This window comes from Mycobacterium sp. NPDC050441 (genome assembly GCF_040655355.1).
Taxonomy (GTDB): domain Bacteria; phylum Actinomycetota; class Actinomycetes; order Mycobacteriales; family Mycobacteriaceae; genus Mycobacterium.
In genome coordinates this window covers 540,236-556,446 of record NZ_JBFAJS010000003.1, presented here as the reverse complement: position 1 = coordinate 556,446, position 16,211 = coordinate 540,236, and the positions used below count along the sequence as shown (strand labels likewise).

General features: G+C 66.2%; 15 protein-coding genes and 1 pseudogene. 12 read left to right on the top strand and 4 right to left on the bottom strand.

The features are described 5' to 3' along the window. Window positions 1-75: 75 nt before the first annotated feature. The gene (locus AB0I14_RS11775) at window positions 76-1,518 is read right to left on the bottom strand and encodes an APC family permease (protein WP_358020608.1); all 1,443 of its coding nucleotides are present in this window, start codon (window positions 1,516-1,518) and stop codon (window positions 76-78) included. 246 nt (window positions 1,519-1,764) lie between these two features. Here AB0I14_RS11775 and AB0I14_RS11770 point away from each other — a divergent pair, with 246 nt between their 5' ends. The 5 genes from AB0I14_RS11770 (at window position 1,765) to groL (ending at window position 8,196) form a co-directional block, all read left to right on the top strand. Beyond that, window positions 1,765-4,038, top strand: coding sequence for a propanediol/glycerol family dehydratase large subunit (locus AB0I14_RS11770; RefSeq protein ID WP_358020605.1), 2,274 nt, complete (start codon window positions 1,765-1,767; stop codon window positions 4,036-4,038). Then, a complete protein-coding gene (locus tag AB0I14_RS11765; RefSeq protein WP_358020602.1) occupies window positions 4,035-4,394 on the top strand; it encodes a diol dehydratase small subunit in 360 nt (119 codons plus the stop codon). The genes AB0I14_RS11770 and AB0I14_RS11765 overlap by 4 nt, the downstream gene beginning before the upstream one ends. After that, window positions 4,391-5,974: a diol dehydratase reactivase ATPase-like domain-containing protein gene (locus AB0I14_RS11760; RefSeq protein WP_358020599.1), complete on the top strand. Its 1,584-nt coding sequence runs from the start codon at window positions 4,391-4,393 to the stop codon at window positions 5,972-5,974. The genes AB0I14_RS11765 and AB0I14_RS11760 overlap by 4 nt, the downstream gene beginning before the upstream one ends. 204 nt (window positions 5,975-6,178) lie before the next feature. Continuing rightward, window positions 6,179-6,481, top strand: coding sequence for a co-chaperone GroES (groES, locus tag AB0I14_RS11755; RefSeq protein WP_358021270.1), 303 nt, complete (start codon window positions 6,179-6,181; stop codon window positions 6,479-6,481). Between the two features lie 95 nt (window positions 6,482-6,576). Next, a complete protein-coding gene (gene groL / locus AB0I14_RS11750; protein WP_358020596.1) occupies window positions 6,577-8,196 on the top strand; it encodes a chaperonin GroEL in 1,620 nt (539 codons plus the stop codon). Window positions 8,197-8,410: 214 nt separating this feature from the next. On the opposite strand, the gene AB0I14_RS11745 is transcribed toward groL, so the two are convergent. Continuing rightward, on the bottom strand, window positions 8,411-9,121 hold the full coding sequence (locus AB0I14_RS11745; protein WP_358020593.1) for a hypothetical protein: 711 nt from the start codon (window positions 9,119-9,121) through the stop codon (window positions 8,411-8,413). Between the two features lie 19 nt (window positions 9,122-9,140). Between AB0I14_RS11745 and AB0I14_RS11740 the strand changes: the two genes are divergently transcribed. The 5 genes and pseudogenes from AB0I14_RS11740 to AB0I14_RS11720 all read left to right on the top strand — a co-directional run bounded on the left by AB0I14_RS11740 (window position 9,141) and on the right by AB0I14_RS11720 (window position 12,604). Then, window positions 9,141-9,476 carry a hypothetical protein gene (locus AB0I14_RS11740; RefSeq protein ID WP_358020590.1) on the top strand — a complete coding sequence of 112 codons (336 nt, stop codon included), beginning with the start codon at window positions 9,141-9,143 and terminating at the stop codon, window positions 9,474-9,476. A 48-nt stretch (window positions 9,477-9,524) separates the two neighbouring features. Then, window positions 9,525-9,764 carry a hypothetical protein gene (locus AB0I14_RS11735; protein ID WP_358020588.1) on the top strand — a complete coding sequence of 80 codons (240 nt, stop codon included), beginning with the start codon at window positions 9,525-9,527 and terminating at the stop codon, window positions 9,762-9,764. A 449-nt stretch (window positions 9,765-10,213) separates the two neighbouring features. After that, a pseudogene (locus AB0I14_RS11730) lies at window positions 10,214-10,458 on the top strand (TIGR03085 family protein); the annotation flags it as partial. Between the two features lie 112 nt (window positions 10,459-10,570). Further along, on the top strand, window positions 10,571-12,064 hold the full coding sequence (locus AB0I14_RS11725; protein WP_358020586.1) for an adenylate/guanylate cyclase domain-containing protein: 1,494 nt from the start codon (window positions 10,571-10,573) through the stop codon (window positions 12,062-12,064). Window positions 12,065-12,124: 60 nt separating this feature from the next. After that, window positions 12,125-12,604 carry an SRPBCC family protein gene (locus tag AB0I14_RS11720; protein ID WP_358020583.1) on the top strand — a complete coding sequence of 160 codons (480 nt, stop codon included), beginning with the start codon at window positions 12,125-12,127 and terminating at the stop codon, window positions 12,602-12,604. Here AB0I14_RS11720 and AB0I14_RS11715 read toward each other — a convergent pair. Next, window positions 12,567-13,112, bottom strand: a complete 546-nt coding sequence (locus AB0I14_RS11715) for a hypothetical protein (protein ID WP_358020581.1) — start codon at window positions 13,110-13,112, stop codon at window positions 12,567-12,569. The genes AB0I14_RS11720 and AB0I14_RS11715 overlap by 38 nt on opposite strands. A gap of 66 nt (window positions 13,113-13,178) precedes the next feature. Further along, window positions 13,179-13,844 (bottom strand): hypothetical protein, encoded by a 666-nt coding sequence (locus AB0I14_RS11710; protein ID WP_358020578.1) that lies wholly within the window; start codon window positions 13,842-13,844, stop codon window positions 13,179-13,181. Window positions 13,845-13,991: 147 nt separating this feature from the next. Here AB0I14_RS11710 and AB0I14_RS11705 point away from each other — a divergent pair, with 147 nt between their 5' ends. After that, the gene (locus AB0I14_RS11705) at window positions 13,992-15,443 is read left to right on the top strand and encodes an FAD-binding oxidoreductase (RefSeq protein ID WP_358020575.1); all 1,452 of its coding nucleotides are present in this window, start codon (window positions 13,992-13,994) and stop codon (window positions 15,441-15,443) included. Between the two features lie 78 nt (window positions 15,444-15,521). Then, window positions 15,522-16,169: a TIGR03085 family metal-binding protein gene (locus AB0I14_RS11700; RefSeq protein ID WP_358020572.1), complete on the top strand. Its 648-nt coding sequence runs from the start codon at window positions 15,522-15,524 to the stop codon at window positions 16,167-16,169. Window positions 16,170-16,211 lie beyond the last annotated feature (42 nt).

The following is a 16,211-nucleotide window of genomic DNA, read 5'->3' as shown; positions in this document are numbered from 1 at the left end:
GAAGCCGACGGTATCAGCGACCAGTCACGCCAGTGGCCACCTGCCCGGCAGGTGGCCACCGACGCCGGGGTTTGTTCAGCCGACCGACGATATCGAGGCCAGTTCCCCGGTGGACCGTCGGCTCAGCAGCATGCCGACCGCGAAGAACACCAGTGGCATCACACCGAAGATCGCCGCCAGGGTGGGAGTGCCACCGACCACCAGGGTCAAGTTGGACACCACCAGCACCAGGGCCGCGGCCAGGGCGAGCGTTGCGAACGAGGCCAGCACCACCTTGCCGGTCGAGTTGCCGCGCCGGATGAAGAAGAGCACCACCGAGATCGTGGTCAGCAGCCACAGCAGCGCCAGGGCCAGGATACCCAGGCCACCGCCCGGTCCGAAGATCTGCAACACCGGGTCCAGCTGCAGCGCTGCGCAGACACCCATGACGACGAACGAGGCCACGGTGATCACCAGCGACGCGTTCGACGGGGAGCCGTGCCGCTCGTGCACCTTGCCGATCTTCTTGGAGAACACGCCGCTCTGTCCCAGCACGAACGCGTATCGCGACGCGATGTTGTGGAACGCGAGGGCACATGCGAAGACACTGACCGACCACAGGATGGTGTTGAGGTCACGTCCGACCATGCCGAGGTACTTGCCGGCGGTGTTGACCATGAAGTTGTCGGGATCGTCGGTGGCCAGCTTGATGGCGTCGTGCCCACCGTTGCCCTCGACGAGGGCCCAGCTGGTGAAGGCGTAGAAGATGGCGACGATGCCCACCGCCCAGTAGGTGGCCCGGGGCACCGTGCGATCGGGATCCTTGGCCTCGTCCCGGAAGACCGCGGTCGCCTCGACGCCGACGAATCCCCACAGGGCGTACAGCAGCGCGATACCGAATCCGCCGGCGATGCCCTGCGGGGTGAACGAGTCGCCGGTCAGGCCGTGCTCACCGCCGCGCACCACGATGACCAGATCCAACACCATGAGGATCGCGACCTCGGACACCAGGAAGACACCGAGCACCTTGGCGCTGAGGTCGATGTCGCGGTATCCGAGCCAGGCGACGGCCGCCAGCACCACGCCGGTCAACAACCACCATGGGATATCAGGTCCACCGAACCGCGTGATCAGCTCGTTGAGGATGACGCCGTCGTAAGCGGCCACGGCGATCAGGGTCGCCATGTAGGCCGGGAGCGCGAGCACGGCCGCACCGGTTCCGGCCGCCCGGCCGAGCGACTCGCGGATGTAGGCGTAGAACGCCCCGGCGTCGGTGACGTACTTCGACATCGCGACGAAGCTGGCCGCGAACAGTCCGAAGATGACGCCCGCGACGATGAAGGCGACGGGGATACCGGTGGTGTTGCCCAGTGCCATCGCGATCGGCACATTGCCGCCGATGGTCGACAGTGGCGCCGAGGCTGCCACGACCATCAGCACGATCGCGGGCACGCCGAGGTGTCCGCGTAATTTGGCCGGACGGCCGTCCGATGACGTATCAGGTGCGGATTTTTGGCCCGCGTTGACAACCTCGGTCATTGGGTTGATTCCTCCTAACTGCCAGCCGCAGTTGGCGGCTGGGTGAAGTCCGGGGCAAGTTTGCGAGAATCACCGGCCGCTTCGCCACTGCAGTGGATCACTTTCCAACACCTTGTTGTAAGCCAGTTCACATTCGCCGTGCCCGCGTCACACACATTGTTGGAAGCTGCCGCGCGGACGTTGTTTCCGTCGCGGCATTCAGTCGATGCTTGGCCGGTCACGCGACAGAGAGGTACGACGACCGCCATGAACCCGGACAGCAGCGAAACCGAGCAGGATCACCGGCTGGGGCGCATCCGACTGCTGGATGAGCAGCGCGTCAACCTGGACGGATTCGCTCAGGCGGACCCCGAGCTGGGCATGATCTCGCACCTGTCGCCCCACGATCCGGAACCATCCTGGAAGGTCGCCGACGACGGCACCGTGCTGGAGATGGATTCGAAGGCGGCCGCTGACTTCGACACCATCGACGAGTTCATCGTCCGCTACGCCGTCGACCCCGCGGAGGCGCCGCGGTCGATGGCGATGAGCGAGGTCGAGTTGGCCCGGATGATCGTCGACTCGGGTGTGCCGCGCGAGGAGGTGCTGCGTGTCTGCGGCGGACTGACCCCGGCCAAGATGGCCCGGGTGGTGGCGCTCCTGCAGCCCGTCGAGATCCAGATGGCGATGATGAAGATGCGGGCCCGCCGCACTCCCGCGAACCAGGCCCACGTCACCAACCGCCTCGACGACCCATTGCTCATCGCGGCCGATGCCGCCACCGCCGTCGTCTACGGGTTCCGGGAACTGGAAGCGACTGTCCCGGTGCTCGACGACGCCCCGGCCGTGGCGGTGGGCCTGCTGATCGGTTCCCAGGTACCCGCGCCCGGGGCGTTGACGCAGTGCTCGGTCGAGGAGGCGCGCGAGCTGGAACTCGGGGTGCGCGGACTGGTGTCCTACGCCGAGACGGTCTCGGTGTACGGCACCGAGCAGGTCTTCACCGACGGTGACGACACCCCATGGTCGAAGGCGTTTCTCACCTCGTCCTACGCCTCCCGCGGTATCAAGATGCGGCTGTCCAGCGGTGCGGGTTCGGAGGTACTGATGGGCCAGGCCGAGCGCAAGTCGATGAACTACCTGGAGTCCCGCTGCGTCGCCCTGGCCAAAGGCATTGGTGCACAGGGTGTTCAGAACGGCGGTATCGACGGCGCCTCGATCACCGCGTCGGTGCCGGGCGGTGTCCGCGAACTCATCGCCGAGAACCTGATGGTCATGCTGCGCGGGCTCGAATCCTGCAGCGGCAACGATTCGCTGGTGTCCGAGTCGACGATGCGGCGAACCAGTCGGACGTTACCGGTGCTGTTGTCGGGGTCGGATTTCATCTTCTCCGGATTCGGTTCGGTGGTGGCCTACGACAACATGTTCGGCCCGTCCAACTTCAATGCCGCCGACCTCGATGACTATCTGGTGATGCAGCGCGACTGGGGTGTCGACGGCGGGCTGCGGTCGGTGGACCCGACGACTCTGGAGGCCATGCGCCGTCAGGCCGCCGAAGCCACCCGGGCGGTATTCGAATATCTGGGGCTCGCCGATTTCGACGACGAACATGTGGAAGCCGTTGTCGGGGCGGAGGGTTCCAAGGATCTGCCCGCCACCGACGGGGTGAAGGTGCTCAGCGCCGCCCGGATGATCGAGCAGTCGGGCCTGACGGTGCTCGACATCGTCGCCGCGCTCGCCGAGACGGGTTTCACCGATATCGCCGAGCGGGTCCTGGCCATGGCCAAGGCCCGCGTTACCGGCGACTACCTGCAGACCGCGGCGATCTTCGACGAGCAGATGAATGTGCTGTCGGCGCTGCAGGATCCGAACGACTACCGCGGCCCCGGCACCGGATACCGGCCGACGGCGGAGCGCCAGGCTCAGATCGACGCGGTGCGCCAGGCGCGCTCGGTGACCGACTTGGTCAAGGAGCAGGCGACCTTCGCCCATCTGGACCGGCTGATCGTGCGTGGGCCCGCGGGCGCGGGAGACGATCCCCGCGAAGTTGTCATCGGTGTGTCTCCCGCGTTCGGCGTCAAGCTGTTTCGCACCCTGTCGGGAATGAGCGTCTACGACGCGCTGGAGCAGATCCTGGCCGGACTGGAAGAGGAGCAGTGTGTGCCGCGCCTGGTTCGGATCGCCGACTCCGTGGATCTCGGGGTGATCGGTAAGTCCGCGGCCCGGCTGTCCGGATCCGGGATCGGCGTCGGGCTTCAGGCCAAGGGCACCACACTGATCCACCGCCGTGATCTTCCGCCGTTGGCCAACCTCGAATTGCTCAGTGTCGCACCGCTGATCACCCCGGAGATGTACCGGCTGATCGGTATCAACGCCGGCCGGCACGCCAAGGGCGCGACACCTGCCCCGATGCGCAACGCGTACAGCGACGAGGCGATCACCGCCCGGTACCACACCAGGGTGGTGTCGATGGTGGCGATCGAGCGGTCCGAATGTGATCGCGACGACCACGGCGTGAACATGGAATTGGAGCTCAAGCGATGACGATCACCGCACACTCGGGACGCAGCCTCGCCGAGGTGACGGTCGAGGCTGCCCGTCGCGGCGACCTGGTGCTCGACGACATCCGGGTGAGCCGGGAAACCCTGCTGTCCCAAGCGGATATCGCGGAGCGCTCCGGCTCTGTGCAGTTGGCGATGAACCTGCGGCGGGCCGCTGAGATGACCGCACTCAGCTCGGCGGAGATGCTGGACGCCTACGAGGCGCTGAGGCCGCACCGGTCGAGCTTCGCCGAGCTGGAGGAACTGGCGCAGCGCCTCGCGGACCGGGATGCGCCCACCTGTGCGGCACTCGTCCGGGAGGCGGCGACGGCCTACCAGCGGCGCGGCCTGCTGCGGTGACCGTCTGGGCCGGTGTCGACATCGGCAATTCCACCACCGAGGTGGTGCTCTGCCGGATGGACGCCGAACTCACGGTGCTGGCCAGCGCGCGCACCCCGACCCGTGGTGGCAAGGGATCGCCGCGCGCGGTGCAGGGCGCCGCGCAGTTGGTGCGGCGCCTGGCCGAGGCGCATGGGCTGGTGATCGACCGGGCAGCCTTCGCCCCGACCCCGCCCGTGAAGTCGACCGTCGAGCAGGTCCAATTGGAGACCCCGCGGACGGGCAGGCTGACGATCGTCACCCGGTCGGCGGCCACCACCGCGGGGGACGCGGTCGGTGTGGGGCAGCCGGTTCCGGTCGAGTGTCTCGGTGACGTCGAGCCCGGCCGCCCGGTCATCGCCTGCGCGACGGCGCAGTGGGGTTACCGAGAGGTGGCGCTGCGAGTGAATACCGCTGTAGCCCAAGGATGCAACGTCGCCGCGGTGCTGACGGCCAACGATGAGGCCGTGCTGGTATCGAATCGGCTGAGCGCTGCTCTGCCCGTCGTCGATGACGTCGAGATCAAGGCGCTGCTGCCGGCGGCCCGCATCGCAGTCGAGGTGCGCCAGGGCGTCGCACCCCTGCAGCGCCTCACCGATCCCTTCTGGCTCGCCGATGTGTTCGGCCTGAGCGAGGCCGAGCGGGTGGATGCGCGCGTGATCGCCGATCAGCTGTTCGACAGTGCCTGCGCGGTGGTCAGCCTCGGGGATCCCGAACCGGCGGTTTCCGCGCCCGTCGTCCGGCCTGTGGGGGAGAGTCCCCACGTGGTTCACCTCGCCGATATCGCGGTGCAAGCCAATTCGCGTCGCGGATCGGTCACTGTGGACAGTCTGGTGATGGCGGACATGGGCGGGGGCCAGGAACCGCCGACAGGGGCCGAGGAGTTGGCCCGGGCGTTGGGTGTGCCGGTGACACGCGTCGACTCGGAGGCTGCGGCAGCGCGCGTCGGCGCCCTCACTACTCCCGGAATCACCCCCGATGTCGTAGTGGTGGATGTCGGTGGGGGCACCGTCGACGTCGTGTCCGACGGATCCCGCGTCGTGCTGCCGGGTGCGGGACAGCTGCTGACGGCGGCGACGGCCACCGCGCTCGACATCTCCCGAAGCGCCGCCGAATACGCCAAACGTGCGGAGGCGGTCACGGCCGTCACCGTCCAGATCATCGAGGACGAACACGGCCGGCGGCAGTTCTTGGACACGCCGGTCAGCGGCCGGTGCAACGGATGGCTGCTGACGGCGGCCCCCAGCGGTTGGCTGCCCTTCACGTCACGGCTGTCGGGCGCCGAGTGGCGCAGTTGGCGCCTCGCTGCCAAACGGCAGGTGATCGGCGGCAATGTGATGCGGGGTATCGAGCAGGCGGCCCCCGGAGTGACCGGCGTGCTGCTCGTCGGAGGCGGCGCCAGTGACGATGAGCTGGTCCGTGCGGTCAGTGAGCAGCTCGGCCACGACGTGAGTGTGGGCCGTGGAAACGTGGCTGGTCAGCTGGGGCATCGTTTCGCGGTGGCCTACGGACTGGTGGTCATGGCGGCGCGGATGTCGGACAGCTCATCGCGGGATCGGTGAAGGTTTCGCTTCCGGCGGAACCAAAGCACGGTCCGACCTTGAGTGCTAGCACTCGCGTGTATAGAGTGCTAGGTGGCACGCGGCCAACCCCCCAGCGCCGGCACCCGCGACGACGGAGCGAGGGGCACGGGCGCATGCCGAACACCTGGTTAACCGGCATCTGGGGATCCCCCCGGATCCACACCCAACAAGTGGAGGGCTTCCATCGTGGCAGTCAACATCAAGCCACTCGAGGACAAGATCCTCGTTCAGGCCAACGCGGCCGAGACCACGACCGCTTCCGGTCTGGTCATCCCGGACACCGCCAAGGAAAAGCCGCAGGAAGGCACCGTCGTCGCAGTTGGCCCCGGCCGCTGGGATGAGGATGGCGAGAAGCGGATCCCCCTGGACGTTGCCGAGGGTGACACCGTCATCTACAGCAAGTACGGCGGCACCGAGATCAAGTACAACGGCGAGGAGTACTTGATCCTGTCGGCCCGCGACGTGCTGGCTATCGTCGCAAAGTAGTTCCGTAAAGGACCTCGTGTAACCGCCCCGGAGATCCCCGTGTTCAGCGCGGGTGATGTCCGGGGCGGTATGCGTTCTCAAGCAGAAAGACATCTATGAGCAAGCAGATTGAGTTCAACGAGACTGCGCGCCGTGCCATGGAGGCCGGCGTCGACAAGCTCGCCGACGCGGTCAAGGTGACGCTGGGTCCGCGCGGTCGGAACGTGGTGCTGGCCAAGGCTTTCGGTGGACCGCAGGTCACCAATGACGGTGTGACCATCGCGCGCGAGATCGACCTGGAAGACCCGTTCGAGAACCTCGGTGCCCAGCTGGTGAAGTCGGTGGCCACCAAGACCAACGACGTCGCAGGCGACGGCACCACCACCGCCACCGTGCTGGCACAGGCCCTGGTCAAGGCCGGCCTGCGCAACGTGGCCGCCGGTGCCAACCCGATCGCACTGGGTCTGGGCATCAGCAAGGCCGCCGACGCGGTGTCCGAGGCCCTGCTGGCCGCGGCCACCCCGGTATCGGACAAGACCTCCATCGCCCAGGTCGCCACGGTCTCCTCGCGTGACGAGCAGATCGGTGAGCTGGTCGGCGAGGCCATGACCAAGGTCGGTCACGACGGTGTGGTCACCATCGAGGAGTCCTCGACGCTGAACACCGAGCTCGAGGTCACCGAGGGCGTCGGCTTCGACAAGGGCTTCATCTCGGCCTACTTCGTCAACGACTTCGACTCGCAGGAAGCGGTGCTCGAGGACGCGGTGGTGCTGCTGCACCGCGACAAGATCAGCTCGCTGCCCGACCTGCTGCCGCTGTTGGAGAAGGTCGCCGAGTCCGGCAAGCCGCTGTTGATCATCGCCGAGGACGTCGAGGGCGAGGCCCTGTCCACGCTGGTCGTCAACGCCATCCGCAAGACGCTCAAGGCCGTCGCCGTCAAGGCGCCGTTCTTCGGTGATCGTCGCAAGGCGTTCCTGGACGATCTCGCGGTCGTCACCGGCGGTCAGGTCGTCAACCCCGACGTGGGCCTGGTGCTGCGCGAGGCCGGCCTGGACGTGCTGGGTTCCGCCCGCCGCGTCGTGGTCACCAAGGACAGCACCGTGCTCGTCGACGGTGGCGGCTCCAAGGACGCGGTCGTCGATCGCGTCAAGCAGCTCAAGGCCGAGATCGAGACCACCGATTCGGACTGGGATCGGGAGAAGCTGCAGGAGCGGCTGGCCAAGCTGTCCGGCGGCGTCGCGGTGATCAAGGTCGGCGCGGCCACCGAGACCGACCTGAAGAAGCGCAAGGAAGCGGTCGAGGACGCCGTCGCGGCGGCCAAGGCCGCCGTCGAGGAGGGCATCGTCACCGGTGGTGGCGCCGCACTCGTGCAGGCCCGCGCGGCGCTGGAATCTCTGCGTGGCGAGCTCAAGGGCGACGAGGCCCTCGGCGTCGACGTGTTCTCCTCCGCATTGTCGGCCCCGCTGTACTGGATCGCCACCAACGCCGGCCTGGACGGTTCGGTCGTGGTGAACAAGGTCAGCGAGCAGTCCAACGGCCAGGGCTTCAACGCTGCCACCCTGACCTACGGCGACCTCGTCGCCGAGGGCATCGTGGATCCGGTCAAGGTGACCCGCTCGGCGGTGCTCAACGCCGCATCGGTGGCGCGCATGATCCTGACGACCGAGACGGCCGTCGTGGACAAGCCGGCCGAGGAAGAAGATCACGGGCACGGCCATCACGGCCACGCTCACTAGAAGTACTCTGAAACACCCCCGGCCAGCAGGCCGGGGGTGTTTTCGTTATGCCTTCCGTGCCGAGCCTGCGATGAGATCGCGTTTTCCTACGAAATGGCGATCTATACGCAGTCTCGATGAGTTTGTGAGCAGCCCCTTGCAGCCGCTGCACCGCATTTCGGTCCGGTCGTAACAGGAGTTACACCACTCTCTATCGCGTCTCCTCGTGAGTTGGTCAGGAGACGATTCTGAGGTGCTGACGCCGAGCCGTGTGGTCGGCGGGGGCGGTACGCATATGAACGGAAACCAGCGAACCCGTACGCACGATCCCAATCGGACCTGGTCGAGCGAAGCGGGCTAATTCCATTGTGTGCAAGGCGATTCCCGCTTTTGCCTGACGATAACCGATCCGGACGCCGGTCACACCGGCGACGAACAGACCGCTGAGCCCGGGCAACGCCGCATAGAACAGCGCCCAAAGCGACATCACCACAAGGGCGGCGATCGTTTTCTGGATCGGCGAGGACTTCGTGCTGTTGGGATGCCAAAGGTCGGTGAGTGATGGGGCGCCACGCTGCAGCATCGAGCTCAAGGAAATGATCTCGTCGACGCTGAAGTCGGACGCCAGGGCTGCGCTGAGAGTTCGCGCTCCCACCGTGGGCAGCAACGATTCCGACAAGATCTTCTTCAGAAGAGTGACGAACGTGTTGTACGGCAGCGCGCTCAATGACTCCGCGGCGCCGACAGCTTGGGAAGCCCACGGGAGGCTGAGCACCGTCCGGATATCCGCCGCCAATTGGATGAGATTTTTGACCGTGCCGATAGCCGCATACGCCAACATCTTCAGGAAGTAGGCAACGGCATATCGGACCTGCGGTGTCGCGGCCGCCGCAACTGGCGTTTCTGCTGCCGGGACCGAGGTTGCCGCCGGCGCTGAGGTCGCCACCGGGTCGGGGGCGGGCGCAGTGACGGCGGGTGCCGCCGTGGCAGGGGTGTCGCTGGTCGCGACTTGCGACGTCGGTTCGGTCGTGCTCTGGGTCGCCGACGACGACGCAGGGTCGATGGTGTCCGAGCCGCTGGACTTCTCCTCCGTCGTTGCCGAGGAGACCCCGGAGGCGACGGGCGTCGGGATATCGATGACCGGATCGAGAGTGAAGGTGGTCGGCGGGTCGGCCGGACTGACGAGATTCTCAACCGCCGCGGTCACCGGTGACGGTTCGGACTTGGTCGCGGTGGATTCAGTGGAAGGTGCCGAAGTGCTGCCGGAGGTGCCCGCAGCCTCAGTCGATGTGTTCGTTTGAGCGGAGACGATTGAAGTTGGTCTGTCGTCTTCGTGACGTGTCCCAGATGTGCTCGCGCTCGTGCTCGTCGCTTTGTGGTCCGCATCGGCCGTGCTGGAGACGTTGGACGATGTCGACGCATCACTACCCGTGGTGGATGTGGTTCCGCTGCCATTGCTGTCCGAGCTGCTGGTGTTGTGGTTCGAATCCGACGAGGAATCGCCTCCGGTCTGCGCCGATGCGATCGCACCGTTCATGCTGCCCATCACCAGTGCGGCCGACAGCAAGCAGGCACCCGCACTCCGGTGAATAGGTGGAAACATCACGGTCGCCTCGCAGCGTCGTCGCTTTATTAGCCGCTGGCAGCGCAGATCTGGTGTGATGAAGCTAACAGCAAGCTTAATTGTTGCAGGTAGAGCACGTGGTCTGTCAATAAGTAGATTCGCTGGATTCTGCCGCTGAATATTTGCGGTCACGTCAGCATATGGGCGGTGACCGGCCACACAACTGTGTTCCTTGTGCACCAACCAGGACGCGCCCGCCGGGTTACCGTTCCCGTCCTGGATCGGTCGGCAGGTTGCCGGCCCGATACCTTCGGCAGCGATACGGTTCTCGCCATCCGTCGGATCGTATTTGTGCCCCGTCTGTTCGCCGGACGATTCCGTGAATGCCGTTGTCCTGCACATTGACTGGTCACATACGTGCCGTGTGCGAATTGCGGCGGCATCATGGGAGATGTGCAACCTCGTCCATTTGGCATGCAGGAGCGCATGGCACTGTGCGACCTGTTCGATGAGCTCGGCGGCGACGTTCCGACGCTCATCGCCGGATGGACTGCACGTGACCTTGCGGCACACCTCGTCTTGCGTGAGCGCGATCTGATGGCCGGTCCGTGCCTGGTTCTCCCGGGCCGTTTGAACGATTCGCCGACCGACGGAGGGCGTGGTTGGCGGCATCGCGGAATTTCGAGTGGCTGGTCGGGCGAATCAGGTCAGGCCCTCCACGAAACTCAATTCGGTATGTAGGCCGGTGCGTTTCGTTGAACGGTGAACGTGAACGGCTGGATCTGAACCAATAACCGCAGTTCAAACCGCATGGCCGTCTAGCCTCGCGGCATGGACCGGATCTTTCAGTGGGTGTGGGATCGGCACGGGCCGACGTACTCCTGGGCGATCTGCGCCCTCATCTACCCGCCAGGGCTGATCATCTATCTCGGCTATTCGTTGACGATTGTCGCTTTCGAAAAGTCTGGTCGCTTCATCGACGCGGTCATCGTCACCGCTGTCGCCGTGCTGGTGCGGGTTTACGTGCTGGTCCTTCCGGGCTCGAAGGCGTTGCGCCTGATTGAAACGTGGGCTGCAGGCGGCGAGGTCGACCGGCTGACGGCGCTCGGTGCCACCTTCACCTACGCGCGGAAGACGACTATCCGAACGCTCGTGACCGATGTGATGTGGGCACCGCTGCTCGGCGTCGTTGTGGGTGGGATCGCCGGGGCGACCGGCTGGCGGCTGGTCCAGTACGGCGTTCTCGGTGCTGCGTACGGCGCTGCAGTTGGGGTGATCAACATGCACAGTTTCGTGGAGGGAGCGATGCGCCCGGTAAGGGCTGCCGTGGTCGGTGACACCGGCATCGGTGACTCGCTGCCGCGCTCCCACCCGACCTTTGCCACGTGGTCCAAGATGTCCATGCTCGCGGTGGCGTTCGTGTTCGCCACGTCGGGCGCGATCCTGGCAGCCATGATCGATCGTGCCCGCGAGGATCCCGTCGTCTCCGTCGTGATCGGAGGCGTATTAGCGCTCGTCTCAGGGCAACCCGCAGTCGTGGTGACCGCACCGTTCTTGCGACCTATTCGGGACCTCGCACAGGGGACTGAGCGCGTTGCCGTCGGTGACTACAGCCTGCGCCTGCCGGTAGTCCAGGACGACGACCTGGGCGCGCTGTCGGCTTCGTTCAACCGCATGCAGGCGGGTTTGGCTGAGCGGCAACGGCTTCAGGCCGCGTTCGGGACGTATGTCGATCCGGCTTTGGCGGCGCGGTTGCTTGAGCAGGGTGACGACGTGTTCACCGGCGAGCGCCGCGAGGTGACGGTCTTGTTCGTCGACATCCGCGACTTCACCCCGTTCGCCGAGGCGAACACCGCCGAAGACACCGTTGCCCGGCTCAACGCGCTGTTCGAGATCGTGGTGCCCGCCGTGGTCGACGCCGGTGGGCATGTGAACAAGTTCCTCGGCGACGGTGCTTTGGCCGTCTTCGGGGCACCGAATGCTCTTGAGCACCATGCCGATGCCGCGGTGGGCGCCGCCATGCTGATGCAGCGACTGGTTGCCGAACGCTTCGAGGGGGCGCTGCGAATCGGCATCGGCATCAACACCGGTGTGGTGATCGCGGGCACCATCGGCGGCGGAGGCAAGCTTGAGTTCACCTTGATCGGTGACACCGTCAATGTGGCGGCCCGCGTCGAACAGCTCACCAAGACGACGGGTGACTCGATCCTGCTGACCCAGCCGACCGTCGACGCCTTGGATGCGCCCCCGACCGGACTCGCCGACCGGGGGCTGCACGAACTGAAAGGCAAGTCAGCCGGAGTCAGGGTTTTCGGGCTCGTATAGGACTCGACGACCCACACGCAGGTTCGATGAGTTTGTGCGCTGCCTTCGGTCGGTACGGGTATGACTGACGACACCATGAGCACCGCATGCACCATCAACGCGCCGGCCGAGACCGTGTTCGCGGTGCTGGCCGACCCGACCACCCATCAAGCGATCGACGGCACCGGCTGGGTGCGGGAGTCACTCGACGGCAAGCAGCTGACCGACGCCGGCCAGGTCTTCCGGATGGCGATGTACCACGACAACTACGGGGGCAAGCACTACGAGATGGCCAACCGGGTCGAGGTATTCGAGCCTCCGCACGCGATCGCGTGGCTGCCTGGCCAAGGCGCTGACGACGCCCACCTCGACTTCGGCGGCTGGATCTGGCGCTACGACCTCGAGCCGGTCGGCGACGACCGGACGGAGGTCACGCTGACGTATGACTGGTCGGCGGTGCCGGCGGCCACTCGCGAACACATCGAATTCCCGCCGTTTGACCGGCAGAACCTGGACAACTCGCTCAAGCACCTGGCCGGGCTGGCACAGGATCGGGCGTAGCCGTCGGCTGAATCGACACCAGCCGGACCGAGTCCTGCCGGGTGTCATCAGCCACGAACCGGACCACAAGGCTGTCGGGTGGAAACTTGGTGGCCAGGTCGTTGAGGGTCCTGGGCAGGAACACCCTGGCTTTCGCATTGCCGTACCAGTTGGGGTCGGAGGGGGAGGTGTCGAGGTTGCCGATCTGCTCGATCGCGGTGTCCCACTGCTGCACCGGATCCGGCGGTGTGTCACCGAACCCCGCCGACTTCAGGTAGGCATCTGCTTGCCCGGCAAGGGTGATCGCGGCCCCGCCACGGACTGGCATTCCGGTGATCGTTCCGTCGATGACATCGGCCGTCACGGACTTCAGCCGCGCCGTGCACACGTTGTCGACGACGTTGGGTGGCACGCAGAAACCGGGCAGCGGGGTGGCCTGCGCCGAGGCGACGTTCAGGACGGCCGGTACGGCAAGTGCAGCTGTGACAGCACCGATGGCGGCCATTGCGCGGCGGCGATCGTTCGGCATCGGGCTAACCCCCTTCAGACGCGCTGAACTGTATGTCGGCGCGTCCGCCACGGAAGTTACAGATCGTCAGCTCTCGATCGGCGCGTACCAGTCGGCATTGGTGAGCAGCACCCGTGTCCCCAGGTCGCGGTTCCACTCCGGCTCGATGCCGTGGCGCCGCACGATGGGGAACACGACCTCGTCGAGCATCCGGGTCACGTCGGCGAGGTACAGGTCTTCCTTGGCCTGATCGCTGAGCTGGTTGTACGCGTCCTCGTCGAAGTTCTCGGGCTCGAACGCGCCATAGCCGACGTAGGTGGAGCTGTCCTCGATCAGGCGGTCGGTGTCCTGGTTGTGGAAGTAGATGAAGCCGCTCCAATGGCGGCTGTCGTCGCGCTCGTCGCCGATCTCGGCCGAGGCGCAGGTTCCGCAGCAGGAGAAGTCAGCTCGGGCGATCACACCGTTGGCATTGAGCTCCTCGAACGCTGCCCGCGTCCGCGACCGGTAGTCGCCGATCTCGGTCTGCTGGCGCAGCCTCGCCTCGCGCAGAGCGGCGAAGGCTTCAGTGAGTTGCTCGTCGGTGAGCTGGTAATCGTCGGCGTAGGTGTCGAGGAACTCCTCGACATCGTCGTCGCCCGTGACGAGCATGCCCCAGATCTCGGAGGTGAGGGTGGCACGGTCCTCGTCGTCCAACGGAAGGTCGGGAAGCGCGGCGTAGGCGGGGATCACGTTGGGGTTCGACGGTGCGCTCACGGCGCTGGGCCTCCAGATGTGCTGTCGGAACCGGGCGATCGCCCGGCGGTGGTGATCGTAACCGCGGAACCGAATCGGTATCGGACCGAGACCCGACACGTCGTGCGGCGCACGGGTTTTTTGCGCCAGGTGTCTCACAATTCGGACATGACGGATCCGCGGGAGTCGCCGCGCGGGGTCTCGCGTCAGACGTTTCTGCGGGGCGCTGTCGGGGCCTTGGCCGTCGGCGCGGTGTTCGGGTCGAGCCGGGCCAGTGCCGAACCGGCCGGCTGGGGCGACCTCTCGGCCGCCATCAACGGGAAAGTGGTACTTCCGGACAGTGGTGGGCAATTCGCTTCGGCCAAAAGTGTTTTCAACACCAACTTCAACGGCCTGACGCCGGCGGCGGTCGTCACCCCGGCGTCGGCGGCGGACGTGCAGCGGGCGATGGCCTTCGCTGCGGCACACAACCTCAAGGTCGCTCCACGCGGCGGCGGGCACTCCTATGTGGGCGCGTCGACTGCGAACGGCACCATGGTCCTGGACCTTCGCCAATTGCCCGGCGACATCAACTACGACGCGGCGACCGGGCATGTCACGGTGACGCCGGCGACCGGCCTGTACGCGATCCACCAGGCGCTGGCCGGTGCCGGCCGGGGGATCCCGACGGGTACCTGCCCGACGGTCGGCGTGGCCGGGCACGCCCTGGGCGGCGGGTTGGGCGCCCAATCGCGGCATGCGGGCCTGCTGTCCGATCAATTGGTGTCGGCGACGGTGGTGTTGCCCGGCGGCGCCGGGGTGACGGCGTCGGCCAACGAGCATCCGGATCTGTACTGGGCGTTGCGCGGTGGAGGTGGCGGCAATTTCGGGGTGACGACCGCGCTGACCTTCGCCACCTTCCCGATCAGCGATGTGGATGTCGTCGGCCTGCACTACCCGCTGGAGTCTTTCGCGCAGGTTCTCCTCGGGTGGCAGAACTGGCTGCGTACCGCGGACCGCAGCAGTTGGGCGCTGGCCGACACCATCACCGATCCGCAGGGCGCGCACTGCCGCATCCTGGCGACCTGCCCGGCCGGGGCAGGCAACAGCGTGGGCGCCGCCGTGACCAAGGCAGTGGGACTGCAACCGGCCGGGACCGAGAACCGCACGTTCAATTACCTGGATCTGGTGAAGTTCCTGGCCGCCGACAATCTCAATCCGTCGCCGCTCGGCTATGTCGGCGGATCCGATGTCTTCCCGACGATCACTCCGGCCGCGGCCCAGGGCATCGCTGCAGCGTTCAACGCCTTCCCCGCCGGGGCTGGTCGCCCGATCGTGATCATGCATGCGCTCGACGGTGCGCTGGCCACCGTCGGGCCCGGCGACACCGCCTTTCCGTGGCGGCGGCAGTCCGCCCTGGTGCAGTGGTACGTGGAGACCTCCGGTTCGCCTGCGGCAGCAGCCAACTGGCTCAACACCGCTCACCAGGCGGTGGCACCGTATTCGGCCGGCGGTTACGTGAACTATCTCGAAGCGAACCAACCGGCGTCGCGGTATTTCGGCGCCAACCTGTCCCGCCTGGCCGCCACCCGGCAGAAATACGACCCGAGCCGGATCATGTTCTCGGGCTTGAACTTTTGAACAAGTCCCGGCGCCACCGCGGCGGGCGATGATCACGCCGGTCTTCTTATTGGCCCACCGCGTTGGCACGATGAGAATATGCAGGCTCTTTCGTTCGACATGCAGGAGCGCCTTGCCCTATGCGATCTCTTGGATCAACTCGGAGCTGACGCACCCACGCTCCTCGGCGCGTGGGTGGCAAGGGATCTTGCTGCCCACATCGTCGTTCGGGAGCGCGATCCCATCGCTGGTCCCTGCCTGGTCATGCACGGGGCCCTCGAACGGTTCGCCGAACGGCGCAGAGTGAGAATGGTGGAGGACCGAGACTTCGGATGGCTGGTCTCCCGGATTCGGTGTGGCCCACCTCCCGGCCTCTTTCGCATCGAATGGGTGCGCTCGCTGGCGAACCTGAACGAGTTTTTCGTCCACCACGAGGACCTACGCAGGGCCAACGGTCTGGGTCCCCGCGACATCCTGCCGCCCGACTTGGAGGCCGCACTGTGGCGAAACGTTCGTCGAGGTAGCCGCTACCTGAGCAGACGACTGCGCGGAGCTGGGCTCGAGATTGTCTGGGCCGGAACTGAGGAGCGCGTGACGGTTCGGAAAGCCGAGCCCTCTGTGCGACTCAGTGGTCGGCCAGGCGAACTCTTGCTCTACATCTTCGGCCGTCAGGCTGCCGCGCAGGTTGAAGTCCGTGGACCCGCGCAAGCTGTCGCAGCTGTCCGCAACACCCACTTCGGGATGTAGGCGAATCTTCTCCACGCCTGGCGTTCGCACACCACGCGACCG